Annotated in this window: 21 protein-coding genes and 2 pseudogenes; 21 read left to right on the top strand and 2 right to left on the bottom strand. The window is 71.3% G+C overall.

Features of this window, described 5'->3' with window-relative positions:
• The first annotated feature begins 105 nt into the window (after positions 1-105).
• The 12 genes and pseudogenes from B072_RS0111325 to B072_RS46415 all read left to right on the top strand — a co-directional run.
• Positions 106-2,298, top strand: a complete 2,193-nt coding sequence (locus B072_RS0111325) for a glycosyltransferase (protein WP_018530056.1) — start codon at positions 106-108, stop codon at positions 2,296-2,298.
• On the top strand, positions 2,295-3,761 hold the full coding sequence (locus B072_RS42975) for an acyltransferase family protein (RefSeq protein WP_018530057.1): 1,467 nt from the start codon (positions 2,295-2,297) through the stop codon (positions 3,759-3,761). Before B072_RS0111325 ends, B072_RS42975 begins: the two co-directional genes overlap by 4 nt.
• A gap of 82 nt (positions 3,762-3,843) precedes the next feature.
• The gene (locus B072_RS48655; RefSeq protein WP_018530058.1) at positions 3,844-4,743 is read left to right on the top strand and encodes a hypothetical protein; all 900 of its coding nucleotides are present in this window, start codon (positions 3,844-3,846) and stop codon (positions 4,741-4,743) included.
• A gap of 153 nt (positions 4,744-4,896) precedes the next feature.
• Positions 4,897-6,252, top strand: coding sequence for a nitrate/nitrite transporter (locus tag B072_RS0111340; protein WP_018530059.1), 1,356 nt, complete (start codon positions 4,897-4,899; stop codon positions 6,250-6,252).
• Between the two features lie 128 nt (positions 6,253-6,380).
• A complete protein-coding gene (locus tag B072_RS0111345; protein WP_018530060.1) occupies positions 6,381-7,550 on the top strand; it encodes a uroporphyrinogen-III synthase in 1,170 nt (389 codons plus the stop codon).
• Between the two features lie 133 nt (positions 7,551-7,683).
• Positions 7,684-8,217, top strand: a complete 534-nt coding sequence (locus tag B072_RS0111350; RefSeq protein WP_018530061.1) for a GNAT family N-acetyltransferase — start codon at positions 7,684-7,686, stop codon at positions 8,215-8,217.
• Between the two features lie 25 nt (positions 8,218-8,242).
• A complete protein-coding gene (locus B072_RS0111355) occupies positions 8,243-8,848 on the top strand; it encodes a CGNR zinc finger domain-containing protein (RefSeq protein ID WP_018530062.1) in 606 nt (201 codons plus the stop codon).
• 75 nt (positions 8,849-8,923) lie between these two features.
• A complete protein-coding gene (locus tag B072_RS0111360; RefSeq protein WP_078506388.1) occupies positions 8,924-9,529 on the top strand; it encodes a sigma-70 family RNA polymerase sigma factor in 606 nt (201 codons plus the stop codon).
• Positions 9,526-10,320, top strand: a complete 795-nt coding sequence (locus B072_RS0111365; RefSeq protein WP_018530064.1) for an anti-sigma factor family protein — start codon at positions 9,526-9,528, stop codon at positions 10,318-10,320. Before B072_RS0111360 ends, B072_RS0111365 begins: the two co-directional genes overlap by 4 nt.
• A gap of 92 nt (positions 10,321-10,412) precedes the next feature.
• Positions 10,413-12,803, top strand: coding sequence for a UvrD-helicase domain-containing protein (locus B072_RS0111370; RefSeq protein WP_026245703.1), 2,391 nt, complete (start codon positions 10,413-10,415; stop codon positions 12,801-12,803).
• A 325-nt stretch (positions 12,804-13,128) separates the two neighbouring features.
• On the top strand, positions 13,129-14,562 hold the full coding sequence (locus B072_RS0111375; RefSeq protein ID WP_018530066.1) for an NAD-dependent malic enzyme: 1,434 nt from the start codon (positions 13,129-13,131) through the stop codon (positions 14,560-14,562).
• Between the two features lie 299 nt (positions 14,563-14,861).
• Positions 14,862-15,128: pseudogene (locus tag B072_RS46415) on the top strand (HU family DNA-binding protein); the annotation flags it as partial.
• Here B072_RS46415 and B072_RS45495 read toward each other — a convergent pair.
• A pseudogene (locus B072_RS45495) lies at positions 15,122-15,556 on the bottom strand (carboxyl transferase domain-containing protein); the annotation flags it as partial. The pseudogenes B072_RS46415 and B072_RS45495 sit on opposite strands and share 7 nt — an antisense overlap.
• Before the next feature lie 127 nt (positions 15,557-15,683).
• On the opposite strand from B072_RS45495, the gene B072_RS0111385 reads away from it, so the two are divergent.
• The 5 genes from B072_RS0111385 to hutH all read left to right on the top strand — a co-directional run bounded on the left by B072_RS0111385 (position 15,684) and on the right by hutH (position 21,697).
• Positions 15,684-16,556: a biotin--[acetyl-CoA-carboxylase] ligase gene (locus B072_RS0111385; protein ID WP_026245704.1), complete on the top strand. Its 873-nt coding sequence runs from the start codon at positions 15,684-15,686 to the stop codon at positions 16,554-16,556.
• Between the two features lie 308 nt (positions 16,557-16,864).
• The gene (locus B072_RS0111390; RefSeq protein WP_018530069.1) at positions 16,865-17,986 is read left to right on the top strand and encodes an adenylate/guanylate cyclase domain-containing protein; all 1,122 of its coding nucleotides are present in this window, start codon (positions 16,865-16,867) and stop codon (positions 17,984-17,986) included.
• 43 nt (positions 17,987-18,029) lie between these two features.
• Entirely contained in the window at positions 18,030-18,845 is an 816-nt protein-coding gene (locus B072_RS0111395; RefSeq protein WP_018530070.1) for an enoyl-CoA hydratase/isomerase family protein, read from the top strand.
• A 76-nt stretch (positions 18,846-18,921) separates the two neighbouring features.
• Positions 18,922-20,073, top strand: a complete 1,152-nt coding sequence (locus B072_RS0111400; protein ID WP_018530071.1) for a sensor domain-containing diguanylate cyclase — start codon at positions 18,922-18,924, stop codon at positions 20,071-20,073.
• 85 nt (positions 20,074-20,158) lie between these two features.
• Positions 20,159-21,697, top strand: coding sequence for a histidine ammonia-lyase (gene hutH, locus B072_RS0111405; RefSeq protein WP_018530072.1), 1,539 nt, complete (start codon positions 20,159-20,161; stop codon positions 21,695-21,697).
• Positions 21,698-21,851: 154 nt separating this feature from the next.
• Here the strand turns inward: hutH and B072_RS0111410 are convergent, their stop codons facing one another.
• Positions 21,852-22,139, bottom strand: coding sequence for a hypothetical protein (locus tag B072_RS0111410; RefSeq protein ID WP_199791030.1), 288 nt, complete (start codon positions 22,137-22,139; stop codon positions 21,852-21,854).
• A gap of 109 nt (positions 22,140-22,248) precedes the next feature.
• Here B072_RS0111410 and B072_RS0111415 point away from each other — a divergent pair, with 109 nt between their 5' ends.
• The 4 genes from B072_RS0111415 to B072_RS0111430 all read left to right on the top strand — a co-directional run bounded on the left by B072_RS0111415 (position 22,249) and on the right by B072_RS0111430 (position 26,469).
• Positions 22,249-22,596, top strand: coding sequence for a hypothetical protein (locus B072_RS0111415; RefSeq protein ID WP_026245705.1), 348 nt, complete (start codon positions 22,249-22,251; stop codon positions 22,594-22,596).
• A gap of 263 nt (positions 22,597-22,859) precedes the next feature.
• The gene (locus tag B072_RS0111420; protein WP_018530075.1) at positions 22,860-24,125 is read left to right on the top strand and encodes a L,D-transpeptidase; all 1,266 of its coding nucleotides are present in this window, start codon (positions 22,860-22,862) and stop codon (positions 24,123-24,125) included.
• Between the two features lie 137 nt (positions 24,126-24,262).
• Positions 24,263-25,747, top strand: a complete 1,485-nt coding sequence (locus tag B072_RS0111425) for an ABC transporter permease (protein WP_018530076.1) — start codon at positions 24,263-24,265, stop codon at positions 25,745-25,747.
• Positions 25,748-25,779: 32 nt separating this feature from the next.
• The gene (locus tag B072_RS0111430; RefSeq protein WP_018530077.1) at positions 25,780-26,469 is read left to right on the top strand and encodes an ABC transporter ATP-binding protein; all 690 of its coding nucleotides are present in this window, start codon (positions 25,780-25,782) and stop codon (positions 26,467-26,469) included.
• Positions 26,470-26,569: the final 100 nt, after the last annotated feature.

The following is a 26,569-nucleotide window of genomic DNA, read 5'->3' on the forward strand; positions in this document are numbered from 1 at the left end:
GCGCCCCGGCCCCGTCCGGCCGCGTCCCCGGCCCGTGTTCCCCGGCCGTGTATCCGCCCAAGTGCCCGCATAGCAGCGTTCAGTAGAGATGAGCGATCTGTAGAGATGTCCAACCGCTCCCGTTCCCGGCAGGCCGCCGCCCGTGCCCGAAGGCGCCGGCTCCCGCTGCGCTATCTCCTGCCCTCGCTGCTGCTCGTGGCGATGATCGCGATGCTCATGCTGCGCGGCTACGTGCACAGCGAGATCATGGCCGACCACCGCATCCGGCCCGAGGCCGCCACCGACCAGGTCCCCGAGAAGATCCTCGACGGCGGTCCGGTCATCGACACCCGCGAGGGGCAGGAGTCCAGCCGCTCCATCGACGACCACGAGCTGGTGCTCACCTTCGACGACGGGCCCGACCCGGAGTGGACCCCGAAGGTCCTCGACGTCCTGAAGAAGCACCACGCGCACGCCGTCTTCTTCGTCACCGGCACCATGGCCTCGCGCTACCCCGGCCTCGTGCAGCGCATGGTTGCCGAAGGCCACGAAGTCGGTCTGCACACCTTCAACCACCCGGACCTCTCCTACCAGTCGAAGAAGCGCATCGACTGGGAGCTGTCGCAGAACCAGCTGGCGCTCGAAGGCGCGGCGGGCGTGCGCACCTCCCTGTTCCGGCCGCCGTACTCCTCGTTCGCCGACGCCATGGACGACAAGTCGTGGCCGGTCACCCAGTACATCGGCTCGCGCGGCTACATCACGGTGGTCAACAACACCGACAGCGAGGACTGGAAGCGCCCCGGCGTAGACGAGATCATCCGGCGGGCCACCCCGCACGGCGGCAAGGGCGCCATCGTCCTGATGCACGACTCCGGCGGCAACCGCTCGCAGACCGTCGCAGCGCTCGACCGCTTCCTGCCCGACCTGCAGGGCAAGGGCTACAGGTTCCAGAACCTCACCGAGGCCCTCGACATCCAGAGCGCGCACACGCCCGTCAGCGGCGTGGAGCTGTGGAAGGGCAAGGCGTGGGTCTACGCGGTCCAGGCGTCGGAGAACATCACGGGCGTCCTGGTCGTCGGGCTCGCCGTCATCGGCGTCCTCGTCATGGGCCGCTTCGGCCTGATGCTGATCCTCTCCGCCCTCCACGCGCGCCGCGTGCGCCGCAAGGGCTTCGCGTGGGGTGTCCCGGTCACGGAGCCGGTCTCCGTCCTCGTACCGGCGTACAACGAAGCCAAGTGCATCGAGAACACCGTGCGTTCGCTGATGCTGAGCGAGCACCCCATCGAGGTCGTCGTCATCGACGACGGCTCCTCCGACGGCACCGCCCGGATCGTGGAGAACCTGCGGCTGCCGAACGTGCGCGTGGTGCGCCAGCACAACGCGGGCAAGCCCGCCGCGCTCAACCGGGGCCTCGCCAACGCCCGGTACGACCTGATCGTGATGATGGACGGCGACACCGTCTTCGAACCGGCGACGGTCCGCGAGCTGGTCCAGCCGTTCGGCGACGCGCGCGTGGGCGCCGTCGCGGGCAACGCCAAGGTGGGCAACAGGGATTCGCTGATCGGCGCCTGGCAGCACATCGAGTACGTGATGGGCTTCAACCTGGACCGCCGCATGTACGACATCCTGCGCTGCATGCCGACCATCCCGGGCGCGGTCGGTGCCTTCCGCCGCTCGGCCCTTGAACGCATCGGCGGCATGAGCGACGACACGCTCGCCGAGGACACCGACGTCACCATGGCGCTGCACCGCGACGGCTGGCGCGTCGTCTACGCCGAGAAGGCGCGGGCCTGGACCGAGGCCCCGGAATCCGTCCAGCAGCTGTGGTCGCAGCGCTACCGCTGGTCGTACGGCACCATGCAGGCCATCTGGAAGCACCGCCGCGCCCTGGTCGAGCGCGGCCCCTCCGGCCGCTTCGGGCGCGTCGGACTGCCGCTGGTCTCCCTGTTCATGGTCCTCGCACCGCTCCTCGCACCGCTGATCGACGTCTTCTTCCTGTACGGGGTCGTGTTCGGCCCGACCGAGAAGACGGTGGTCGCCTGGCTCGGCGTGCTCGCGATCCAGGCGGTCTGCGCGGCATACGCCTTCCGGCTCGACAAGGAAAAGATGACGCACCTCATCTCGCTGCCGCTGCAGCAGCTCCTGTACCGGCAGCTGATGTACGTGGTGCTGCTCCAGTCCTGGATCACCGCGCTCACCGGCGGCCGGCTGCGCTGGCAGAAGCTGCGCCGCACGGGGGCGGTCGGTTCCGCGCCGAGCGGCCTGCCGCAGCAGCGCACCACCTCGGTGTCCGGTGGCGACAGGAGGCCGGTGGCATGACGTACCCCAAGGAGCCCTCGGGGCAGGGCGGTTGGCCCGAGGCGGACGGCCAGGGCTGGCCGTCCGCGGCGCCGGGAGCGGCGCAGACCGACGCCTGGCCCACGGCCTCGGTGCCCGCGCGGACGGCCGAGCCGTTCGCCGGTGTGCCCCCGCAGCAGGACGGCACCCGCCCGCGGCCGTGGCCCGAGCCCCGGCCGCTGCCGGAGCCTCAGCGGCTGCCGGAGCCCGCGGTGCGGCCGGAGCCGCCGGTGCAGTCGGAGCCTCCGGCGCAGGCCAGGCCGAAGAAGCCCGGCCGTGACCGGTACCTCGACCTGCTGCGTTCCCTCGCGCTGGTCCGCGTCGTCGTCTACCACCTCTTCGGGTGGGCGTGGCTGACGATCGTGTTCCCGTCCATGGGCGTGATGTTCGCGCTCGCCGGATCACTGATGGCGCGCTCCCTCAAGCGGCCCGCGCTCAGCGTGATCCGCGGCCGCGTCCGCCGACTGCTGCCGCCGCTGTGGGCGTTCAGCGCGGTGGCGCTCGCCCTGCTGTTCGTCGGCGGCTGGAACCCGGGCAGCGACCCCGACACGGGTGGCGGCACCTGGGGCTGGCTCGACCTCGTCGACTACGTGTTCCCGTTCGCCGCGCCGTCCTTCCCGTGGGAGATCGCCAACCCGCCGGGATTCCTGGAGTCCACCTGGGCCGAGCAGGCGATCGGCCCGCTCTGGTACCTGCGGGCCTACCTGTGGTTCGTGTTCGCCTCACCGCTGCTGCTGTGGGCGTTCCGCAAGGTCCCGTGGGCGACGCTGTGCGCGCCGCTGGCCCTGACCGCGGTCGTCGGCACCGGGCTCGTCACCATTCCCGGCCGGACCGGCGAGGCCGTCACCGACTTCGCCGTCTACGGCAGCTGCTGGGTCCTCGGCTTCGCCCACCAGGAGGGGACGCTCGCCAAGGTGCCGCGCTACGCGGCGGTGTCCGGTGCGGCCCTGCTGATGGCCTTCGGCCTGTGGTGGGCGTCGGGGCACCTCACCGAGGAGGGCTGGAACCTCGACGAGATCCCGCTGGCCCAGGCGGCCTGGTCCCTCGGGTTCGTCGCCATCCTGCTCCAGTACGCCCCGTCCTGGCAGCAGTTGCCGGGCCGGCTCGCCCGCTGGGACCGGCTGGTGACGCTCGCCAACAACCGGGCCGTGACGATCTACCTCTGGCACAACATCCTCATCATGGCGACGTTCCCGCTGATCGACCGGCTCTACGAACTCCCTTTCATGGACGACCGGTTGAGCTCCGCGCTGGACTCGACGTACATGCTCTGGTCGCTCGTCCTCGTCTGGCCGCTGATCGCCCTGGCGATCCTGGGCACCGGCTGGATCGAGGACCTGGCGGCCAAGCGTTCGCCGCGGCTGTGGCCGGACGGGGGCGGCAAGGCGTCCGGGTCCAGGTCCGGCGGCACATCCAGGAAGAAGGGCAGGGGCAGGGCCCGCTGAAAGGGCTTGTGTCCGGAGGCTCCCTCCGGGTTCACTGGTCCGCACGGGGGACAGGGGACCAGGGGAACGGGGACGTGCAGCCATGACGCAGCCGCCGCAGGACGGTCAGGGATACGGATACGGCGGACCGCAGCAGCCGCCCCAACAGCCGCAACAGCCCGCGGGCCCGTACGGCGCCCCCGGTCCGTACGGGCCGCCGCCCGCCCAGGCCCCCGGCCCGTACGGCGGCGCCGACAATCCGTACGGCGGTGCGCAGCCCGCGCCCCCGGCACAGCCGCAGCCCTCGTACGGCTACGGCCAGCAGCAGCCGCCCGCCTACGGTCAACAGCCGCCGCAGTACGGCCAGTTCCCGCCCCCGCAACCGCCCGGCCAGCCCGGCGGCGGCCCGGGCGGCGGCAAGAAGAAGGGCGCTCTGATCGCGGCGGCCGTCGTGGTCGTCGCCGCGCTCGCCGGCGGCGGCTTCATGCTGGCCACCAGCGGCGACGACGGCGGCAAGGACAAGCCGGTCGCCAAGGAGAGCAGCGTCGTCGCGACGGGCAGCGTCGGCGGGCCTTCCGACGACCCCGTGGAGTCGGGCACCCCCACGTCCGAGGAATCGTTCAGCGACGAGCCCACCGACGACCCGTTCGCCGACGAGAGCGACGGGCCGGCCGAGCGCCCGGCGGGCTCCACCGGCTACCAGGGCCAGTGGCAGAACGACAAGGCGCAGACCCTCACCGTCGCCACCAAGATCACCTCGGGCAGCGGCAAGGGGAAGTACCGCGTCTCCTACATCGACGCGGGCGGCAAGGGCATCTGCAGCGGCATCGGCCAGCCCATGAGCGGTAACGGCTTCCGGATCGCGGTCTCCTGCGTCGGCAAGGACACCGGCAAGGAGGTCTTCGCGGCGAACCTGACGCAGTCCTCCGATGTCGTCACCCTCAAGTGGGACAAGGGCGGATCGGCCGTGAAGCTTCCGTGGGCGGGCGGCGGGGCCGGCTGAGCCACCCCGCGCGAAGCTCCGCCCCAAGCCTCACCACCGCTCCGCCGGTCGGGTGAGAGCAACGTTCCCCGCCGGTCACTCCACGGCACAGTCCGGAAATTTGGCCTCCCTACCTTCGGTCGCATCAGCAGCGAACCGTGACCTGGAGGCGTGATGGCTGCCCGAAGCCGGAGTTGGATCGAACGGTGGGATCCCGAGGACGAGGCGTTCTGGGAGGAGACGGGCGCCAAGGTCGCCCGGCGCAACCTCGTCTTCTCCATCCTGTCCGAGCACATCGGGTTCTCCATCTGGAGCCTGTGGTCGGTGATGGTCCTGTTCATGGGCCCCGAGTACGGCATCGACCCGGCGGGGAAGTTCTTCCTCGTCTCGATGGCCACCCTCGTCGGGGCCTTCGCCCGCGTGCCCTACACCTTCGCGGTCGCGGTCTTCGGCGGCCGCAACTGGACGGTGGTCTCGGCGAGCATGCTGCTGATCCCGTCGATCGCGGCGTTCGTGGTGATGGAGCCGGGCACCTCGTACAGCACGTTCATGATCTGTGCGGCGCTCACCGGCGTCGGCGGCGGCAACTTCGCCTCCTCCATGACGAACATCAACTCCTTCTACCCGCTGAAGAAGAAGGGCTGGGCGCTCGGCCTGAACGCGGGCGGCGGCAACATCGGCGTCCCCGTCGTCCAGCTCGTCGCGCTCGCCGTCATCGGCGCGAGCGGCGGCCCGCGTGTGCTGCTCGGCATCTACATCCCGCTGATCGTCGTGGCGGCGGTGCTCTCGGCGCTGTTCATGGACAACCTGGCGACGGTCAAGAACGACACCGGCGCCGCGAAGGACGCGGTGCGGGACACCCACACCTGGATCATGTCGTTCCTGTACATCGGCACGTTCGGCTCGTTCATCGGCTACTCGTTCGCCTTCGGTCTCGTGCTCCAGACCCAGTTCGGCCGTACGCCGCTGCAGGCCGCGTCGATCACCTTCATCGGTCCGCTGCTCGGTTCGCTGATCCGGCCCGTCGGCGGCAAGCTCGCCGACCGCTTCGGCGGGGCCCGCATCACGCTGTGGAACTTCGCGGCGATGGCGATCGCGACGGCCGTGGTCACCCTCGCCTCGGTCCAGAAGTCGCTGCCGCTGTTCACCGTCGCGTTCATCCTGGTGTTCGTGCTCAGCGGCCTCGGCAACGGCTCCACGTACAAGATGATCCCGGGCATCTTCCAGGCCAAGGCGGTCGGCATGGGTCTCACGGGGGAGGCGGCGGCCGCGTACGGGCGACGGCTCTCCGGTGCCTCGATGGGACTGATCGGCGCGGTCGGCGCGCTCGGCGGGCTCGGCATCAACCTGGCCTTCCGCCAGTCCTTCCAGACGGCCGGCACCGGCACCGGCGCCTTCGTCACCTTCCTCGTCTTCTACGGGGTGTGCTTCGTGGTGACGTGGTCCGTATACCTTCGCCGTTCGGCCGCGCGCTCGGCCGCCGTCCCGACCGCGGAGACGAAGCCGCAGCTCAGCTACGCCGAGGTGTGAGGGATATCCCCGTAACACGCACGCAATCACGTCGATCCGGGTCTGTCATGGAGCATTGACAGGCTCGGACGACGCCACGCTGTCACCGGGCGTGTACGGGACGACCGTCGAGCGGGACGAGAACCAGCATGTACGACGAACAGCAGGCCGCCGGGGCCGAGCGGCCCCCGGCCCACGGTCCGCTCGCGGGCTTCACCGTCGGGGTGACGGCCGCGCGCCGGGCCGACGAACTGGGCGCGCTGCTCCAGCGGCGCGGCGCCTCGGTGCTGCACGCGCCCGCCCTGCGGATCGTGCCGCTCGCCGACGACAGTGAACTCCTCGCGGCCACCAAGGAGTTGATGGACAACGCGCCGGACGTGGTGGTGGCGACGACCGCGATCGGCTTCCGCGGCTGGGTCGAGGCGGCGGACGGCTGGGGTCTGGGGGACGCCCTGCTCGCCCGCCTCGCCGGTGTCGAACTCCTCGCGCGGGGGCCCAAGGTGAAGGGCGCGATCCGCGCCGCGGGCCTCACCGAGGAGTGGTCGCCGTCCTCGGAGTCGATGGCCGAGGTGCTCGAACGGCTCCTGGCGGAAGGGGTGGAGGGCCGCCGCGTCGCCATCCAGCTGCACGGCGAACCGCTGCCCGGCTTCGTGGAGGCCCTCAGGGAGGCGGGCGCGGAGGTCGTCGGCGTCCCCGTCTACCGTTGGATGCCGCCCGAGGACATAGGGCCGGTGGACCGGCTCCTGGACGCGACCGTGTCCCGCGGCGTGGACGCGCTGACGTTCACCTCGGCCCCGGCGGCGGCCTCGCTGCTGAACCGCGCGGAGGAGCGCGGCCTGCTGCCCGAGCTCCTGTCGGTCCTGCACCACGACGTCGTGCCCGCCTGCGTGGGCCCGGTGACCGCGCTGCCGCTGCAGGCGCGCGGTATCACCACGGTGCAGCCGGAGCGGTTCCGGCTCGGGCCGCTGGTGCAGCTGCTCTGCGTCGAACTGCCCTCCCGCGCCCGTACATTGCCGATAGCGGGCCACCGGATGGAGATCCGCGGGCACGCCGTCCTGGTCGACGGGGCGCTGCGCCCGGTGCCGCCCGCCGGCATGTCCCTGCTGCGGGCGCTCGCGCGGCGGCCCGGCTGGGTGGTGGCCCGCGCGGAGCTGCTGCGCGCGCTGCCCGGCTCCGGCAAGGACGAGCACGCGGTGGAGACGGCGATGGCCCGGCTCAGGTCGGCCCTGGGCGCGCCGAAGCTGATCCAGACCGTGGTGAAGCGGGGCTATCGGCTGGCCCTCGATCCGGCGGCGGACGCGAAGTACTCCGTGGGTTAGGGGGGCCTGGTTCGTCGCGGGCTGACGGCCGGTGGGGCCTCTCGCGCAGTTCCCCGCGCCCCTGGAGCGAGCTTCGCCCGCCCAGGGGAGCCCCCCGACATGAGTCCCCGCCGCCGCCTCGTACCGTACGCACATGCTGATCACACCCGACATCGAACTGCGCCGCGCCGAAGCCGCCGACGCCCAGGCCCTCGTCGACGCGGTGATCCGCAACAAGGACCACATGCGGGCGACCGAGCCCTACCGCGCCCCGGACTACTACACGGCGAAGGCGCAGGAGGAGCGGATCACCTCGGCGAACGGTGTGGTCTGGCTGCTGTTCGAGGGGGAGCGGGTGGTCGGCCGCGTGGAACTCAGCGGCATCGTCCGCGGCCCGCTGTGCGGCGGGAGCGTCGGCTACTGGGTCGACGGCGACTACCGGGGCCGCGGCCTGATCCCCGCCGCCGTCGAGGAGGTCGCCCGCGAGGCCCGCGACGAGCTCGGCCTGCACCGTCTGGAGGCCGGCACCCTCGTCGACAACACGGCGTCCCAGCGGGTGCTCGCCAAGTGCGGTTTCGAGCGGTTCGGGCTGGCGCCGGGGTTCCTCCACATCGACGGCGCGTGGCGCGACCACATCCTCTTCCAGCGGCTCCTGCACGACGATCCGCCCCCGCACATTCCCAAGTAAAGGCGGGGCAGGCACTGTAGAGGACATGGCAGCAGTACCCACAGGGCCCCCCCACCCGTCTCGCCCCCCTCTCTGGGAGCTGCGGTTCGACTCCGGACGCCTCTGCCTGGATCTGGTCGCCACCGCACACCCCGACGAACGCCTCACCTCCCCCGAGCGGCTGCGCGCCTGGCTGACGGGCGCCGGTCTCGTCCCACCGGGCACCGACCTCACCGTGCCGCATTCCTGGCTCGCCGCCTTCCGTGAACTGCGCCTCCACATCGGCCAGTTGGTCGGCGGCGAACTCGCGAACCGCCCCGCGCCCGCGGCCCTGGAACGCGTCAACCTGCTCGCTCGCGCCGCCCCGCCCACCCCCTGCGCGGTCCGCACCGCGGAGGGCACCCTCGTCCGCTCGCTGTACGCCGAGCCCGGCTGCCCGGCGCTGCTCGCGGCCGTCGCCCGCGACGCCGTGGACCTCCTCACGGACCCCGCCGTGCGCGGCGCCCTGCGCCAGTGCGAGGGCGACAACTGCCCCATCGTCTATCTCGACACCTCGCGCGGCCGGCGCCGCCGCTGGTGCTCCAGCGAGGTCTGCGGCAACCGGGAGCGGGTGGCCAGGCACCGGCGGAGGGCGGCACTGGCCCGGGCGTGACCTCGGTCACCTCAACTCCCTTTGAACATCGGCGCGTTCGTCTACGTATCACCGTCGTGAGCCCAGCCAGAGGACATGGCCGAACTGGGGACACCGGAGGTAGGCGTGCGCAAGGATTCCGCCGTGGCCGATGAACGCCCGTCCCGGGCCCGACATCGTGCGCCGCGGCCCCCTGAGCCGGACGAGGAGCTGATGCGCGCGCTCTACGCCGAGCACGCGCGCCCTCTGCTCGCCTATGTGCTCCGACTGGTGGCGGGGGACCGGCAGCGCGCGGAGGACGTCGTGCAGGAGACGCTCATCCGTGCCTGGAAGAACGCCGGTCAGCTCAACCGTGCGACCGGTTCGGTACGCCCCTGGCTGGTGACGGTCGCCCGGCGCATCGTCATCGACGGCCACCGCAGCCGGCAGGCCCGGCCGCAGGAGGTCGATCCGTCGCCGCTGGAGGTCATCCCCGCGGAGGACGAGATCGACAAGGCGCTGTGGCTGATGACGCTGTCCGATGCCCTGGAGGACCTGACCCCGGCCCACCGGGAAGTGCTCGTGGAGACCTACTTCAAAGGGCGTACGGTCAATGAGGCGGCCGAGACGCTCGGCATCCCCAGCGGAACGGTGCGCTCGCGGGTGTTCTACGCCCTGCGTTCCATGAAGCTGGCGCTGGAGGAGCGGGGGGTGACGGCATGACATCGGCGTACGGACCGTACGGACAGGAGCCGACGGGCCCGACGGGCGACGTGCACGAGGCCGTCGGCGCCTACGCGCTCGGCATCCTCGACGACGCCGAAGCCACCACGTTCGAGGCCCACTTGGCGACCTGCGAGCGGTGCGCCCGGCAGCTGGAGGAGTTCGCGGGCATGGAGCCGATGCTCGCCGCCCTCGCCGATCTCCCGCCGGGCCGCGGCACCCCGGCCGTCGGCGCCTCCCTCGCGGCCCGGCCGAGCCCGGATCTCGCCCGGACCCTCGTCGACGAGGTGGCCCGCACCCGCACCCGCAAGCGCCGCCGCGGCCTCTACCTGGTGGCGGCCGCCGCGGCCCTGATCATCGGCGGCCCGCTGACGGTGATGGCCGCGACCGACGACGGCGGCGGCGGAAACGTCGCGGCGCACTCCACCAGCCCCGCCAAGGACGCCTTCGCGCACATCACCGACAAGGTGAAGGCCACCGACGCCACCACGAACGTGAGCGCGACGGTCGGCATGGAGAAGAAGGCGTGGGGCACGCACACGGTCCTGGAGCTGAAGAACGTGAAGGGCCCGCTCAAGTGCTCCCTCGTCGCGGTCGGCAAGAACGGCGAGCGCGAGACGGTCACCACCTGGGCCGTTCCCAAGTGGGGTTACGGCATCGAGAGCAGCACCCACGAGGACGCCAGGTACCCGCTCTACGTGCACGGCGGCGCGGCCTTCACCCGCGACCAGATCGACCACTTCGAGGTCGAGACGCTCGACGGGAAGCGGCTCGTGGAGGTGAACGCGTGAGAAGCCGGGTGACCGGTATGCGCCGCACGTAGCTTCCCCGGGCCCCTTTCGCGTACCTTTGACGGCTGCCCAGCACGTCAGAAGGGGGCCCGGTGGCCGCTCAGGCTCAGCACGATTCAGCGGTGCACGCGGATAACGCGGACGACATGAGTGCGGAATCGATCGACTCGATCCGCGACCGCGAGATCGGCGTCGAACAGAAGCATCTCGACGCCGTGTACCACCGCCTCGAGGAGAAGATCCACGAGGCGGAGTTCCTCATGGACGACGCCGCCAAGCGCGGCCAGGTCGGCACCCCCGGCGCTCTCGCCGAGCGCGACGCCCAGGTCTTCCGGGCGGGCATCCACCTCAACCGTCTCAACAACGAGTTCGAGGACTTCCTCTTCGGCCGCATCGACCTGCTCCTCGGCAAGGACGGCAAGAAGGGCCCGGACGGCGCGTACACGGCGGTCGAGCCCGCCGAGGGCGCCGTCCGCGAGAACAACACGGCGGACATCGCCGAGACCCTGCACATCGGCCGCATCGGTGTCCTGGACGCGGACTACTCGCCGCTCGTCATCGACTGGCGCGCTCCCGCGGCCGCACCTTTCTACCGCTCCACGCCGGTGGACCCGGGCCGCGTCGTGCGCCGCCGCGTCATCCGCTCCAAGGGCCGCAGGGTCCTCGGCGTCGAGGACGACCTGATGCGCCCGGAGCTCACCGCGTACCTGAACGGGGCCGCGCTCCCCGCGGTCGGTGACGGCGCCCTCATGGCCGCCCTCGGTCAGGCCCGCAGCCACTCGATGCGCGACATCGTCGCCTCCATCCAGGCCGAACAGGACCTGGTCATCCGGGCCCCCGCCGCCTCGGTGACGTACGTCGAGGGCGGTCCCGGCACCGGCAAGACGGCGGTCGCCCTGCACCGCGCCGCGTACCTGCTCTACCAGGACCGCCGCCGGTACGCGGGCGGCATCCTGATCGTCTCGCCCACGCCCCTGCTCGTCGCGTACACGGAGGGCGTGCTCCCGTCGCTCGGCGAGGAGGGCCAGGTCGCGATCCGCGCGGTGGGCTCCCTGGTCGACGGCGCGGAGGCCACGGAGTACGACAGCCCGGCCGTCGCCCGCGTCAAGGGCTCCTCGCGCATGCTGAAGGTGCTGCGCAAGGCGGCGCGGGGCGCGCTGGAGTCGGGGCGCCCCGCGCCGGCCGCGCAGGAGCAGCTGGCGTTCGGCGAGGAGGACGAGACCCCCGCGCCCCAGGGCACCCCCACCCGGCTCCGCGTGGTCGCCTTCGGCCGCCGCCTGGAACTGGACGCCGAGCAGCTGAACCGCATCCGCCAGTCGGCGCTCGGCGGTACCGCCCCGGTCAACCACCTGCGCCCCCGCGCCCGCAAGCTCCTCCTGGACGCGCTGTGGTCGCAGTCCGGCTCGGCGGGCCGGCACACGGACCCCGAGCTCGCCGCCGAGCTGCGCTCCTCCTTCGACGAGGACATCACGAGCGAGGACGACTTCATCGCCTTCCTCGACGCGTGGTGGCCGGAACTGACGCCCCGCGCGGTCCTCACGGCCATGGCCGACGAGAGACGCCTGGGCCGCTGGGCCCGCCGCATCCTGAACCCGGGAGAGGTCCGCAAGCTGGCCCGCTCCCTGAAGCGCGAGGCGTACTCCGTCCACGACGTGGCGCTCCTCGACGAACTGAACTCCGTCCTCGGCGCCCCGGCCCGCCCCCGGCGCAAGCGCGAGTACGACCCGCTCGACCAGCTCACCGGTCTGGAGGAGCTGATGCCCGTACGGGAGGAGACCCAGTACGAGCGTGCCGAGCGCCTCGCGCAGGAGCGGACCGAGTACGCGCACGTCATCGTCGACGAGGCGCAGGACCTCACCCCCATGCAGTGGCGGATGGTCGGCCGCCGCGGGCGGCACGCGACGTGGACGATCGTCGGTGACCCGGCCCAGTCGTCGTGGTCGACCCCGGACGAGGCTGCCGAGGCCCGCGACGAGGCCCTCGGCTCCCGGCCCCGGCGCCGCTTCGAGCTGACCGTGAACTACCGCAACCCGTCGGAGATCGCGGAGCTGGCCGCGAAGGTGCTGGCGCTCGCGATGCCCGGCTCCACGTCCCCGTCGGCGGTCCGCTCCACGGGCGTGGAGCCCCGCTTCACGGTCGTGCGGGACAGGCTCGGCGACACGGTCCGCGAGGAGGCCGCGCGCCTCCTGGACCGGGTCGACGGCACCGTCGGCGTGGTCGTGGCGATGAACCGCCGCAGGGAGGCGGCCCGTTGGCTCGCCGAGCTCGGCGACCGCGTCGTCGCCCTCGGCTCGCTGGAGGCCAAGGGCCTGGAGTACGACGCCACGATCGTGGTCTCCCCGGCCGAGATCGCCGACGAGTCCCCGGCGGGTCTGCGGGTCCTGTACGTGGCCCTGACCCGGGCGACCCAGCAGCTCACGGTGGTCTCCGCGGAACGTGACGCACCGGACGCGGACGGGGTCCCGGACCTGCTGCGTGACTGACCCTTGTCTCCGTAGTTCTCGGTGTTACCGTTGATGACGGCACCGGCTCGATCCAAGCCCCCGGGCCCAACCTTCGTCCCTCAGAGGGACCACTTGCCGCGAGGCGAGCATGGCGGGTCGGTGTCGTAGACGTCAGAGAGAGGCCCACGTCACAGAAGTGACGTGGGCCTCTTTCTGTTCTCCCGAACTTCTCGTATGGTGGAAACCAGTTTCCAAAAGCGGGATGAACGTAAGGTTCAAAATCCGATGCGACTACCACGTACTCGGCGGTAGGTGCGACCATCGGACAGCAATAGCTACACGGTGAAAGCAGAGGAAGTCGGCCATGGCAACGGCGCCCAGCGTCTCCTACTCGAACACGGTCCGGTTGGAGGTGCCCGCGAGCGGCACCGCGGTCTCCCAGATCACCACGGCCGTCGAGTCCCGCGGAGGCTCGGTGACCGGCCTCGACGTCACGGCGTCCGGCCACGAGAAGCTGCGGATCGACGTCACGATCGCGGCGACCTCCACGACGCACGCCGACGAGATCGTCGAGCAGCTGCGCGGCATCGAGGGTGTGACGCTCGGCAAGGTCTCCGACCGTACGTTCCTCATGCACCTCGGCGGCAAGATCGAGATGCAGTCCAAGCACCCCATCCGCAACCGTGACGACCTCTCCATGGTCTACACGCCGGGTGTGGCGCGCGTCTGCATGGCGATCGCGGAGAACCCCGAGGACGCCCGCCGTCTGACGATCAAGCGCAACACGGTTGCGGTCGTGACGGACGGTTCCGCGGTCCTCGGCCTCGGCAACATCGGCCCGATGGCCGCCATGCCGGTCATGGAGGGCAAGGCGGCCCTCTTCAAGCGCTTCGCCGACATCGATGCCTGGCCGATCTGCCTGGACACCCAGGACACCGACGCCATCGTCGAGATCGTCAAGGCGATCGCCCCGGGCTTCGCGGGCATCAACCTGGAGGACATCTCCGCGCCCCGCTGCTTCGAGATCGAGGCCCGCCTGCGCGAGGCCCTCGACATCCCCGTCTTCCACGACGACCAGCACGGCACCGCGATCGTCGTCCTCGCCGCGCTCACGAACGCACTTCGCGTCGCGGGCAAGGCAATTGGGGACATTCGAGTCGTCATGTCGGGCGCCGGCGCGGCCGGTACCGCCATCCTCAAGCTGCTCCTCGCGGCGGGCGTCAAGAACGCGGTCGTGGCCGACATCCACGGCGTCGTGCACGCCGACCGCGAGGACCTGAAGGACGCCGACAAGGACTCGCCGCTGCGCTGGATCGCGGACAACACCAACCCCGAGGGCCTCACCGGCACGCTCAAGGAAGCGGTCGTCGGTGCGGACGTCTTCATCGGCGTCTCGGCGCCGAACGTGCTGAACGGCGACGACGTCGCGGCCATGGCCGAGGGAGCCATCGTGTTCGCGCTCGCGAACCCGGACCCCGAGGTCGACCCCGCGATCGCCCGTGAGACGGCGGCCGTCGTGGCCACGGGCCGCTCCGACTTCCCGAACCAGATCAACAACGTCCTGGTCTTCCCCGGCGTCTTCCGCGGCCTGCTCGACGCCCAGTCGCGCACGGTCAACACGGACATGATGCTGGCCGCCGCGACGGCCCTCGCGGACGTCGTCGGCGAGGACGAGCTCAACCCGAACTACATCATCCCGAGCGTCTTCAACGACAAGGTCGCGGGTGCTGTGGCGGGGGCCGTGCGCGACGCCGCGAAGCGTGCCGGTGCGGCTGTGACGGGCGCCACGAGCGCCTGAGGCCCGGCGCGTCGCGGAATGCGGCGCCCTGGCGGGCCCTCTAGGGTGGCCGGGAAGCAGGCCCCCGGCCCGCCCGGTCCCAGGGCGGTGGCGCTGTCCGTGTGACCCCCACGGGTGCCGGATTGGCTTTACCGCCGCTGGTGGGGGCAGGATGCGTCTTCGGGCGCGAGGGTTCGGACGACGGACCCGGGTCCTGGGCCTGACCGAGACCCTGGCAGCATCGGCTTCGCTGTTGCCCAACATGCGGCCTTGAGCCGCATGGCACGCCTCAACGGCAAGAAGAACACGGGAGTACAAACATGAACCGCAGTGAGCTGGTGGCCGCGCTGGCCGACCGCGCCGAGGTGACCCGCAAGGACGCCGACGCCGTGCTGGCCGCGTTCGCCGAGACCGTCGGCGAGATCGTTGCCAAGGGCGACGAGAAGGTCACCATCCCCGGCTTCCTGACCTTCGAGCGCACGCACCGTGCCGCTCGCACCGCTCGTAACCCGCAGACCGGCGAGCCGATCAACATCCCGGCCGGTTACAGCGTGAAGGTCTCCGCGGGCTCGAAGCTCNCGGAGTCGTTGATCCCGATCACCGGACAGCCGGTCTTCAGCGCGAAGTCCATCACCTTCATGATCTTCTGCCCGAACACCTCGCCCAGCGCCCCGCCGAAGACCGTGAAGTCCTGCGAGAACACCGCCACCGGCCGGCCGTCGACCGTGCCGTAACCGGTCACCACACCATCGCCGTACGGCTTGTTGGCCTCCAGCCCGAAATCCGTCGAGCGGTGCCGCGCGAACTCGTCCAGCTCCACGAACGAGTCCTCGTCCATCAGCAGATCGATCCGCTCACGCGCCGTCAACTTGCCCTTCGCATGCTGCTTCTCGACCGCACGCGCCGAACCCGCATGCGTCGCCTCACCGATCCTGCGCCGCAGATCCTCGATCTTCCCAGCGGTCGTGTGAATGTCGGGCTTCGCCGTCTGTGCGGCCTCTTCCAACTCGGACATCGGGATGCGGCTCCCTGCCTGAACGTTTCGTGGGGTGGGGGACGGTGCGGTGGGGCTACTGACTCGTAGCGTAGTGGCGCGAATACGGCTCGGCAGTGCGGCGTTTGCCACACCTACTCTGGGTTGCATGACGCCGCGAGATGGTTCAGACGTGCACGACAACCGCTGGTCGGACTTGGATCGGCCGCCGCTGGCGCAGGCCGGCCTGCGCCGCTCCCTCGTCCGCGGCGACGGCCTGTGGTCGTCCGTGGAGGTGGTTCCCCGTACGGGCTCCACGAACACGGACCTCGTGGCGCGGGCCGCCTCCGGCGCGGCGAAGGAAGGTGCCGTGCTCGTCGCCGAGGAGCAGAGCGCGGCCCGCGGCCGGCTCGACCGGCGGTGGACGGCGCCGCCGCGCTCGGGTCTCTTCTTCTCCGTACTGGTCAAGCCCGGGGAGCACGAGGTGCCGGTCGAGCGGTGGGGCTGGCTGCCGCTGCTCGCCGGGGTCGCGCTCGCCACCGGCCTGTCCGCGTCGGCCGGGGTCGACACCGGGCTGAAGTGGCCCAACGATCTGCTGCTCACGGTGGACGGCGAGGAGCGCAAGGCCGCGGGGATCCTCGCCGAGCGGGCCGGGGCGGACAGCGTCGTGGTCGGGATCGGGCTCAACGTCACGCTGCGCGCGGACGAGCTGCCGGTGCCCACGGCGGGGTCGCTGGCGCTGGCCGGGGCGAAGATGACGGACCGGGAGCCGTTGCTGCGGGCCGTGCTGCGGTCGTTCGAGCGGTGGTACCTGCGGTGGTGTGCGGCGGAGGGTGATCCGGTGCTGTCCGGGCTGCAGGAGACGTACGCGGCGGGGTGCGCGACGCTGGGGCGGTCCGTGCGGGCGATGTTGCCGGGGGACCGGGATCTGGTGGGGGAGGCGGTCGCGGTGGACGGCGACGGGCGGCTGGTGATCGCCGGGGCCGACGGTGGCCGGGAGGCTGTGGGCGCCGGGGACATCGTGCACCTGCGGCCCGCGTAGGGGTTCGCCTTCTCGTCTGCCGGGTGCGGTTGTTTCGCGGGTGCGGCCCGGTGGGGCTTCTCGCGCAGTTCCCCGCGCCCCTGGATGCGAGCTCCGCTCGCCCAGGGGAAGCTGCGCGAAGCGCATGCTTTCAGGGGCGCGGGGAACCGCGCGACCGGCCGCACCCCACCCGGGCTCGCCGGCGGCAGCCCACCCGCACCCCCATTAGGCGGAACCCCGTTCCGAACGGAGTGACCTGGGGCACAAGGGCTGCCGTAGAGTTGAGGCCGGTCGATACCTGACCGCGGCAGATCGGAAGGGCAGCAGGCGTGACCGTCGACGACTCGGGCTCCGGCACGGGTGGCCAAGGCGACCCCGGGAAGTCGGAAGGGGCGGGAGAAGAGGCAGAGGATCCTCTCGCTCTGCGGCTCGAAGGGCTCATCCTGGGCGCCGAGCGCCGCTACACCCCGTTCCAGGCGGCCCGCAGCGCGGGCGTCTCCATGGAGCTGGCCTCCCGCTTCTGGCGGGCCATGGGCTTCGCCGACATCGGGCAGGCCAAGGCGCTGACCGAGGCGGACGTGCTGGCGCTGCGCCGGCTCGCCGGTCTCGTGGAGGCCGGGCTGCTCAGCGAGGCCATGGCGGTGCAGGTGGCCCGGTCGACCGGGCAGACCACCGCCCGGCTCGCCGAGTGGCAGATCGATTCGTTCCTGGAGGGGCTGACCGAGCCCCCGGAACCCGGGATGACCCGCACCGAGGTCACGTACCCGCTGATGGAGCTGCTCCTGCCCGAGCTGGAGGAGTTCCTCGTCTACGTGTGGCGGCGGCAGCTGGCCGCCGCGACCGGCCGGGTCGTCCAGGCCGGGGACGACGAGGAGATGGTGGACCGGCGGCTCGCCGTCGGCTTCGCCGACCTGGTCGGGTTCACGCGCCTGACGCGCCGGATGGAGGAGGAGGAGCTCGGCGAGCTCGTCGAGGCCTTCGAGACCACTGCCGCCGACCTGGTCGCCGCGAACGGCGGGCGGCTCATCAAGACGCTCGGCGACGAAGTGCTCTTCGCCGCCGACGACGCGGGCGTCGCCGGTGAGATCGCGCTGCGGCTCATCGAGACCATGAGCAACGACGAGACCATGCCCGAGCTGCGCGTCGGGATGGCCTTCGGGACCGTGACGACCCGGATGGGCGACGTCTTCGGCACCACCGTGAACCTCGCCAGCCGGCTGACGTCGATAGCGCCCAAGGACAACGTGCTCGTCGACGGCGCCTTCGCCGCCGAAGTGATCCGGACCGGGGACGCGCCGACGTCGGAGGCCGAGGCCGCCGTCGAGGCGCAGAAGGCCGAGGCCGAGGGCGTCGAGCCGCCCTCGTACCGGTTCGCGCTGCAGCCCATGTGGCAGCGCCCCGTGCGCGGTCTGGGTGTCGTGGAGCCCTGGACGCTGACCCGGCGCAGCTGACACCCTCCGGTTAACGTCAGTTAACCGGAGGTGCGGGTCGGTCATGGGTGATGAGCAGCGGCGGTTCGGGGAGTTCGTCGGCGTACGGCGGCACGGTGACGAGACGGTCGGCACGGTCGCCGAGCTGGTGCTCGACCGGCCGAAGGCGATGAACGCCGTGTCCAGCGACATGGCCAGGTCCATCGGCGCGGCGTGCGAGGCGCTGGCCGGCGACCGGGACGTGCGGGTCGTCGTCGTCACGTCCAGCAACGAGCGGGCCTTCTGCGTCGGCGCCGACCTGAAGGAGCGCAACTCCTTCTCCGACGCCGAGCTGGTGCGCCAGCGGCCCGTGGCGCGGGCCGCCTACACCGGCGTACTGGATCTGCCGATGCCGACGATCGCCGCCGTGCACGGATTCGCGCTCGGCGGCGGGTTCGAGCTGGCCCTCGCGTGCGACCTGATCGTGGCCGACGAGACGGCCGTGGTCGGGCTGCCCGAGGTGTCGGTCGGCGTCATCCCCGGCGGCGGCGGTACGCAGCTGCTGCCGCGCCGGGTCGGGGCCGCGCGGGCCGCCGAGCTGATCTTCTCGGCGCGGCGGGTGGCGGCCGCGGAGGCCGGTGGCATCGGGCTCGTGGACCAGGTGGTGGGCGCCGGGCAGGACCGGGACGAGGCCCTCGCGCTCGCCGCCCGGATCGCCGCCAACTCGCCCGTCGGGCTGCGCGCCGCCAAGCGGGCGCTGCGGCTCGGGCACGGGCTCGACCTGCGGGCAGGACTTGAGGTCGAGGACGCGGCGTGGCGGTCGGTGGCGTTCTCCGGAGACCGGGCCGAGGGGGTGGCCGCCTTCAACGAGAAGCGCGCGCCGCGGTGGCCCGGGGAGTGAGCCGACGCCGGTGCGGGGCACCGGTACGGGCGTACACAATTCACCGTAATGCCGGAAACCTCCCTAGTCTGGAGTAATGGGAGAGGATGTCCGGCTGCGGGCCGTCGTGACGCTCGCGCAGGGCATGGCCGCCGCGCAGTCTCCGCGCGACACCTGGCGGGCGGCCGCGCTCGGGGCCTGCCACGCGCTGTCGGGGAACTTCGCCGCACTGTCCGTGTGGGAGCGCGACCGCGGGAGGCTGCGGGTCCTCGTGAACGTGGGGGAGCGGGCCGCGGGGGAGGAGGAGTTCCCCGAGGACGAGACGTATCCGGTGCACCGCTTCCCGGAGATCACCGAGTTTCTGCACGAGCGGTGGGCGGGCGGCGGCGAGCCGAACGCGTGGGTGGAGACCGCCGCCGGTCCGGTCGAGCGCGCCGGTTACTGCCATCAGCGGGTCGCCGCGCTGCGTCGCCGGGGGCGCGGGTGCTGTGTCGTCGCGCCCGTCGTGCTGCACGGGCGGGCCTGGGGCGAGCTGTACGTGGCGCGGCCGCGCGGGGCGTCCGTGTTCGGGGCCGGGGACGCCGACTTCGCGACCGTGCTGGCCTCGGTCGTCGCGGCCGGCATCGCGCAGACCGAGCGGCTGGAGGAGGCGCGGCGGCTCGCGTTCACGGACGCGCTGACCGGGCTCGCCAACCGGCGGGCCGTCGACATACGGCTCGACGAGGCGGTGGAGCGGCACCGGGCGGACGGCGCCGTCGTCAGTCTCGTGGTCTGCGACCTGAACGGCCTCAAGCGGGTCAACGACACCCTCGGGCACGCGATCGGGGACCGGCTCCTCGAACGGTTCGGGTCCGTCCTCTCGCTGTGCGGGGCCATGCTGCCGGGCGCGCTCGCCGCGCGGCTCGGCGGCGACGAGTTCTGCCTCCTCGCCGTCGGGCCCTCGGCCGACGAGGTGGCCCGGGTGGGCGACGAAGTCTGTTCCCGGGCAGGGGAGTTGGAGCTCGGGGAAGGGGTGGCCGTCGGGATCGCCTCGACCGGCGATCCGATCGGTCCCGTACGCAGCGCGCGCCGCCTCTTCCGGCTCGCGGACGCCGCCCAGTACAAGGCGAAGGCGCTGCGCGCCGCGAAGCCGGTGATCGCCGGGCGGGACGGCGGCCTGGACGACCCGGTGGTCCGGCTCGCCGACGCGCCCCCGCCGGTGAGCGGGGAGGGCGAGCGGCGACGGATCCGCGGGGGCCGGGACCGTTAGCGCGCGACACCGGTTCAGTAAGGGGCTCTCCTTCAACTCGGTCGTGACATCTGGAGATTCACTGCGTACGCTCCTGAATATGGATATGCACACTGTGGTGCTGGGGACGGCCGGGGCCACCGCCGCCGATGTCGTCGCCGTCGCACGCCGTAACGCCCGGATCGAACTCTCCGGGGAAGCGGTCGCCGCGCTCACCGCGGCCCGCGAGATCGTCGACGCGCTCGCCGCGAAGCCGGAGCCCGTCTACGGCGTCTCCACCGGGTTCGGCGCGCTCGCCTCCCGGCACATCAGCACCGAGCTCCGTGCCCAGCTGCAGCGCAACATCGTGCGCTCGCACGCCGCCGGAATGGGCCCGCGCGTGGAGCGCGAGGTCGTGCGCGCGCTGATGTTCCTGCGCCTGAAGACCGTCTGCTCCGGGCACACCGGGGTGCGGCCCGAGGTCGCGCAGACGATGGCGGACGTGCTGAACGCCGGGATCACGCCGGTCGTCCACGAGTACGGCTCCCTGGGCTGCTCCGGCGACCTCGCCCCGCTCAGCCACTGCGCGCTCACGCTCATGGGCGAGGGCGACGCCGAGGGGCCCGACGGGGTCGTGCGGCCCGCCGGTGAGCTGCTCGCCGAGCACGGCATCGCGCCGGTCGAGCTGCGCGAGAAGGAGGGCCTCGCGCTGCTCAACGGCACCGACGGGATGCTCGGCATGCTCGTCATGGCCCTCGACGACCTGGACAACCTGTACAAGGCCGCCGACATCACCGCCGCCCTGTCGCTGGAGGCGCTCCTCGGCACGGACAAGGTGCTCGCGCCCGAGCTGCACGCCATCCGGCCGCACCCGGGGCAGGCGGCCTCCGCCGCCAACATGCTGGCCGTGCTGAAGGGCTCGGAGCTCACGGGGCACCACCAGGACGACGCGCCGCGGGTCCAGGACGCGTACTCCGTGCGGTGTGCCCCGCAGGTGGCGGGGGCCGGGCGGGACACCATGGCGCACGCGCGGCTCGTCGCGGAGCGGGAGCTCGCGGCCGCGGTCGACAACCCCGTGGTGCTGCCCGACGGGCGCGTCGAGTCCAACGGCAACTTCCACGGGGCGCCGGTCGCCTACGTGCTCGACTTCCTGGCCATCGCCGCCGCCGACCTCGGGTCCATCACCGAGCGGCGCACCGACCGGCTGCTCGACAAGAACCGCTCGCACGGGCTGCCGCCGTTCCTCGCGGACGACGCCGGGGTCGACTCGGGGCTCATGATCGCGCAGTACACGCAGGCCGCGCTGGTGAGCGAGATGAAGCGGCTTGCCGTGCCGGCCTCGGCCGATTCGATCCCGTCCTCCGCGATGCAGGAGGACCACGTGTCGATGGGGTGGTCGGCGGCGCGCAAGCTGCGGACCGCTGTCGACAACCTGGCGCGGATCGTGGCCGTGGAGCTGTACGCGGCGACGCGGGGGATCGAGCTGCGGGAGGGCCTGACGGCCGCGCCCGCGTCCCGCGCGGTGATCGCGGCGGTGCGGGGTGCGGGTGTCGAGGGGCCCGGGCCCGACCGGTTCCTGGCGCCCGATCTCGCCGCGGCGGACGCGTTCGTGCGGAGTGGGGCGCTGGTTGCGGCCGTTGAAGGGGTTACCGGGGCGTTGGCCTAGGGAGCCGGCGCCTTCTCGTCTGCCTCGTGCCGATCGTTCGCGGGTGCGGGAGGACTGTGGCTGACCGCGCAGTTCCCCGCGCCCGCGCGGCGGAGCCGCAGATCGATACAGCCCCGCGCCCCCTACGGGGCGCATCTCTCACGGGGCGTTGAAGCTACAAGCCCTCCGAGAAGCGTTGCCTTCGTACCGAGTAGGCGACGAAGCCGACTCCCAGGCCGAGGAAGGCCGAGCCGCCGATCACGTACGGGGTCGTGTCGACCGTTCCCGTGTCGGCCAGGCGGAGTTGACGGTCCGACTGGGCGTCGACCGCGGAGGCGGTCTGCTGCTGGTCGGAGCTCGGTGGATGCTCGGAGGTCGCCGTGGCGCTGGGAACGAACCACAGGGCGCCCAGGAGCGTCCCGGCGGCGGTGGCGGTGAGCAATGATCGACGTGCGGCGGACACGGAAGCGATCCCCCTTGTGGCGCTGGCGAATTGGCCGTGTGCGCAGATCCTAGTGACAGGGGCGGGTCACGGGAAAGTCACGGGGGTCATGGGCCGTACGCTCCGCGTCATGAGCACTGATGAGACGTCACGTTTTGTTCGCCTGAAGGTGGAATTGGTTCTGGAGGTCGCCGACGCGGAGGCGCTCACCGGGGGCGCGCTGCAGCGGATCTCCGAGTCCGCCGCGAACGAGGAGATGCCGGAGCGGGAGCGCGCGCACGCCGAGAGCGCCGTGCAGGAGGACGAGGCGGAGGCCGTCGCCTATCTCGTGGACCCGTTCGACCTGGTCGCAGACGTGCCGGGGGCCGAGCTCGTACAGGCGTCGTGGTCCAGCGAGACGGTCGACTACGACCCCGATTCGCCGGATTGGGACCTCGACGAGGATGATGACGCGGAGGACGACGAAGAAGACGTGTAGCGGACGGTACGACGGGAACCCCGGGCGGCAGTCGGCCACCCGGGGTTTTCGTTGTCCTGGAGGGGAATCACGGGGGTGCCGTTACCACGGGTGCATCGGTGGTCACCGCTTCCGCGGACGTGTTGTCGCCCACATCCGGGGCGATCGGGAACGGGGCGAAGCGGTCACTGCGTTATGTATGGGTAAGGGGAACCGTTGTGTTCCCCGTGATCCTTCGTGATCGGGGTCGGGGAACTCCGGGGAGATCCGGGAAATCGGCGACTATGGAGAAGCGTGTGATGACGGACGGTAAGCGGCGCAAGGGTCTGATGGCCGCGTCCGCCCTGCTCGGCGGTGTACTGGTGCTCACTGCGTGCAGCAGTGGCGACAGCGACGGTGCCACGCCGAGCGGCATCAAGAAGTCGCAGGAGCAGGCCGACGAGGCCGCTGCGAAGAAGACCTCCGAGGCGGACATCAAGATCGCGCCGAAGGACGGCTCCGACAACGCGAGCATCAACAACGCGGCCAAGGTCACCGTGAGCAAGGGCACGCTCACCGACGTCACCATGAAGACGGCCGACGGTACCGCCGTGGCCGGTCAGATATCCGCTGACAAGAAGAGCTGGAAGCCCACCGCCCAGCTGCAGCGCGCGACCACGTACAAGATCGCCGCGGCCGCGAAGGACTCCGACGGCCGCGCCGCGCACGAGAACGCGCAGTTCACGACGGTCTCCCCGGCCAACAGCTTCATCGGCAACTTCACGCCGGAGGACGGCTCCACGGTCGGCGTCGGCATGCCCGTGTCGATCAACTTCGACAAGGCCATCACGAACAAGTCCGATGTGCAGTCCCACATCACCGTGACCTCCAGCAGCGGCCAGGAGGTCGTCGGGCACTGGTTCAACTCGCAGCGCCTGGACTTCCGCCCCGAGGACTACTGGCAGGGCGGCTCCACCGTCACCATGAAGCTGGACCTCGACGGCGTCGAGGGTGCGAACGGCGTGACGGGTGTGCAGCAGAAGACGGTCTCGTTCAAGATCGGGCGCAACCAGGTCTCCACGGTCGACGCCAAGACCAAGACGATGACCGTCACCCGGGACGGCAAGACGATCAAGACGATCCCGATCTCCGCCGGTTCGCCCGAGAACAAGACGTACCAGGGCCAGATGGTGATCTCCGAGAAGTTCAAGGAGACCCGGATGAACGGCGCCTCGGTCGGCTTCACGGACGACGACGGCAAGGGCGAGTACGACATCAAGGACGTGCCGCACGCGATGCGTCTGTCGAACTCCGGCACGTTCATCCACGGCAACTACTGGGGCGCCAAGTCGATCTTCGGCTCCGCGAACACCAGCCACGGCTGTGTCGGTCTGGCCGACGCCAAGGGTGCCAACGACTCCAGCACCCCCGGTGCCTGGTTCTACGACAACTCCATGATCGGCGACGTCGTCGTCGTGAAGAACACCGGCGACAAGACCGTCGCCCCGGACAACGGCCTCAACGGCTGGAACCTGAGCTGGGCCGACTGGAAGGCCGGCTCCGCCTCCTGAGCCACCCGGCTTCCGCCGAACCCCGGTACGCGCCGCGTACCGGGGTTCCGCACATTCACGGGGTTTTTACCCGGCACCTATGAAGACCGCATGCGGCTCACAGCTCAGTGCCAAGCAGCGTCCTTACTGTCCGCTCCATGTTCCTCACCTACCTCAGGCGTGAATTGAGGCGACGCCGGAAGGCCGCCCTCGTCGTCGCCTCCGGGCTCGCGCTCGGCATCGCGCTTGTCATCACGGTCACGTCGGTCTCGGCCGGGATGAAGCAGGCCCAGAGCAAGGTCCTCGCCTCGCTCTACGGGCTCGGCACCGACATGACGGTGACCAAGGCGGCCGCGGCGCCGTCGAAGAACGGCGCAGACCGCCCCGACTTCAAGTTCGACGCCGACGGCGACGACGACAGCAGCAAGACCCAGTCGACCGACCGCGTCATGACGTCCGGCGGCCAGACGCTCAAGTCGTCCCTGGTCGCCGAGGTCGCCGAGCAGAAGGGCGTCGCCTCCGCGACCGGCGCGCTCAGCCTCAACGTCATGAAGGTCTCAGGCCAGTTCAGCCAGGGACAGGCACAGAGCCAGGGGCAGCAGGGCCAGAGCCAGGGCGGCCCCGGCGGCGGCAGCGAGGGCGGCCAGAGCGGTGTGCAGGGCGGCGGCGCGAACTTCGACGTCAACTCGTACTCCGTGTACGGCATCGACGTCGCGCACCAGGGCCTCGGACCGCTCTCCACCATGGAGATCACGAAGGGCCGCACCTTCACAACGGCCGAGACGAACGCCAAGGTGGCCGTCCTCTCGAAGTCGTACGCCAAGGAGAACTCCAAGGCCGTCGGCGACACCCTCACCATCAACAAGCTGAAGTACGAGGTCGTCGGCATCGCGCAGGCGAGCAGCAGCGACTCCACCGGCGACGTCTACCTGCCGCTGAAGCAGGCGCAGACGCTCGCCGACGCCAAGAACAAGGTCTCCACCATCTATGTGAAGGCCGCCGACTCGAAGCGGATCGACACGGTCAAGGCGACGATCAAGAAGAACATCTCGGGGACCACGGTCACCACGTCCTCCGACCTCGCGGACACGGTGTCGGGTTCGCTCTCCACCGCCTCCGACCTCGCCTCCAGCGTGGGCAAGTGGCTGTCCGTCGTGGTGCTCGCCGCGGCCGTCGTCGTCGCCGCGCTGCTCACCTCCTCGGCGGTCTCGCGGCGCGTGCGCGAGTTCGGCACGCTCAAGGCGCTCGGCTGGAAGTCCGGCCGCGTCACCCGGCAGGTCGCCGGTGAGGCGATCGTCAACGGGCTCATCGGCGGTGTCCTCGGCATCGGTATCGGCCTCGCCGCCGCGTACGCCGTCACGGCCTTCAGCCCGACGCTGACCGCATCCCTCGGCTCGACCGGCGGAGGCGGGGGCGCGGGCGGTGGCATGGGCGGTCCCGGCGGCGGCGGCATGGGCGGCGGTCCCGGCGGCGGCTCGTCCACCGCGAGCACCATTGACGTCGCGCTCACCGCGCCGGTCAGCCTCTCCACCATCGCGCTCGCCGCGCTGCTCGCCATCGCGGGCGGGCTGATCGCCGGAGCGTACGGCGGCTGGCGGGCCTCCCGGCTGCGCCCCGCGGACGCGCTGCGCCGCGTCGAATAGCCCAACCGCCCTCCCCATCCCAGGAGTTCACCATGTACGAACTGCGCGGCGTGACCAAGCAGTACCAGCGCGGCAAGGAGACCGTCGACGCCCTGCGCGGCGTCGACCTGACCGTGGAGGACGGCGGCCGGCTCGTCATCCAGGGCCCGACCGGCGGCGGCAAGTCGACCCTGCTCCAGATGCTCGGCGGCCTCGACCGTCCGACGGCCGGCAGCGTCGAGCTCGACGGAGTCGACCTCGCCAAGCTCTCCGAGGCGAAGCTGACGAAGGTGCGCAGCGAGAAGATCGGCATCATCTTCCAGTCCTTCAACCTCATCCCGACCCTCAACGCCCAGGAGAACGTGGAGACCGCGCTGGTCCCGCTCGGCATGAAGGTCGCGGAGCGCAGGGAGCGGGCGGCCGAGGCGCTGAAGTCCGTAGGGCTCGGCGAGCGGCTCGGACACCTGCCGTCCGAGATGTCCGGCGGTCAGCAGCAACGCGTCGCCATCGCCCGCGCGTTGGTGAAGAACCCCCGCGTGCTGCTCGCCGACGAGCCGACCGGCAACCTCGACGAGTCGACGCGCGACGAGATCATGGACGTACTGGAAGGCCTGTGGCGCGAGCACGGTCTGACGTTCATCATGGTCACGCACGACTCGACCCTGGCGAAGGCCGCACCCCGCGTGGCGACGATCCGCAAGGGCCGGATCACGGTCACGGAGAAGGCCGCCGCGGGCCGCTAGACGCGACCGGCGCGGGCCGCCGGACGCGGTCTCATCCGGTTCTCATCCCCACCTCACAGAACCCTTACAGCGCCGCCATACGGTTTCGCCGCAGCGGAAG

Source organism: Streptomyces sp. HmicA12 (assembly GCF_000373565.1).
GTDB lineage: Bacteria > Actinomycetota > Actinomycetes > Streptomycetales > Streptomycetaceae > Streptomyces.